Origin of the sequence: Alloalcanivorax xenomutans (assembly GCF_900217905.1) — a bacterium.
In the GTDB taxonomy this organism is placed as follows: Bacteria; Pseudomonadota; Gammaproteobacteria; order Pseudomonadales; family Alcanivoracaceae; genus Alloalcanivorax; species Alloalcanivorax xenomutans.
The window spans coordinates 1-1253 of record NZ_OBMO01000042.1 but is presented as its reverse complement, the minus strand read 5'-3'; the positions used below and the strand labels follow the sequence as shown (position 1 = coordinate 1253).

Genomic DNA, 1253 nt, shown 5'->3' with positions numbered 1-1253 from the left:
GCTGTTTCATGGGCTCGCCCTCGCTGTCGTTGACATGTTTAGAATGCCACCGTGGCGCCTAGACGCCTCGGCGAGGGCGAGTCCATCCGATTACATAACATCAGGGTTCATTCGTTATCCTTTTTCCTGTCCCCTTTTTAAAATACATTTCCCCGATTAATTAATAATCCCATCGTCGCTCTTCATTAAAGGACAGAGCGTCGTTCCTTTGTCCGAAAAAGACAGAAAAATGGTAGAATAACGACATCTTTTTGTTTACTTATCCCTTGTTCTTATCCTCTTCATCGCTTCGTCCAGCGCCTTGCACCCCCTCCAAAAATAGCCCCAACCCTTTGTTTTAAAAACCCTTTTTAACCAAAAAGAAAAATCGTGACCGACCATTCTCAATCGCCGGTTATGGGCGCCGGTCGGCCGCTCCTAGGCTCTGGCTGCCAATCGTAAAGACGGCCTCTTTTTTTAAAAGAAAAAAGGAAAACGCGAAAAAAGCGCAAAAAAGAAAAAGAGCAATAACGACCACAATAATCTTTGGAGGATTTCCTGAAATGATCTCCCGTTCCCGACTGAAGTCCCACTTTGGGCCGCGGCGCCTGGGGGCCGCGGCGCTGTTGCTTGCCCCGGCAATCGCTTGCGCGAACATGGGTAACATAGCCACCACCTATGGTGTCCTGCCCAGCGATGTCGCCACCGTCCAGGCCCTCTCCATGTTCAACACCCAGGTCTCCACCGCCTACTACAACCCGGCCTTCCTCGCCCGCGACACCCGTGGCGAAATGACCGCCGGACTCATGCACGCCGACCCCAACCTCAAGGCCGACAGCCAACAGCACGGCAAATACAAGGTCCAGGACGATCCCACCCAGCAAATCCTGCTCGGATTGCGTACCGATCTCTCCGGCATCACCGAACTCGGGCAGTCCGTGGTCCTCGGCCTCTTGCTCGGCTCCGAAAAGTACTCCCAGGAACTGATGGCCTTCACCTCGCAAACCGCGCCCTACGGCCAGTACTTCAATCATGGCCGTGAGCCGTTGTTCCTCTCCCTGGGCATCGGCACCAGCATCTGGCGCGGTCTCGCCATCGGCTTTGGCACCCGCGTCACCCTCCACTCCGACGCCAAGCTGGTCGCCCACACCGACCTCTCCGGCAACACCCAGTACGAGACCCTCGACGTCACCGCCAAGCCGGTACTGCGGCCCATCCTCAGCATGAGCCTCGACTGGAAGGAGACCTTCTGCCCCGACGCCGACTGCTGGTAC

General features: G+C 55.8%; 1 pseudogene. It reads left to right on the top strand.

What is annotated here, in order from left to right:
* Positions 1-635 precede the first annotated feature (635 nt).
* Positions 636-1253 (top strand): annotated as a pseudogene (locus tag CRO06_RS19750) (aromatic hydrocarbon degradation protein); the annotation flags it as partial.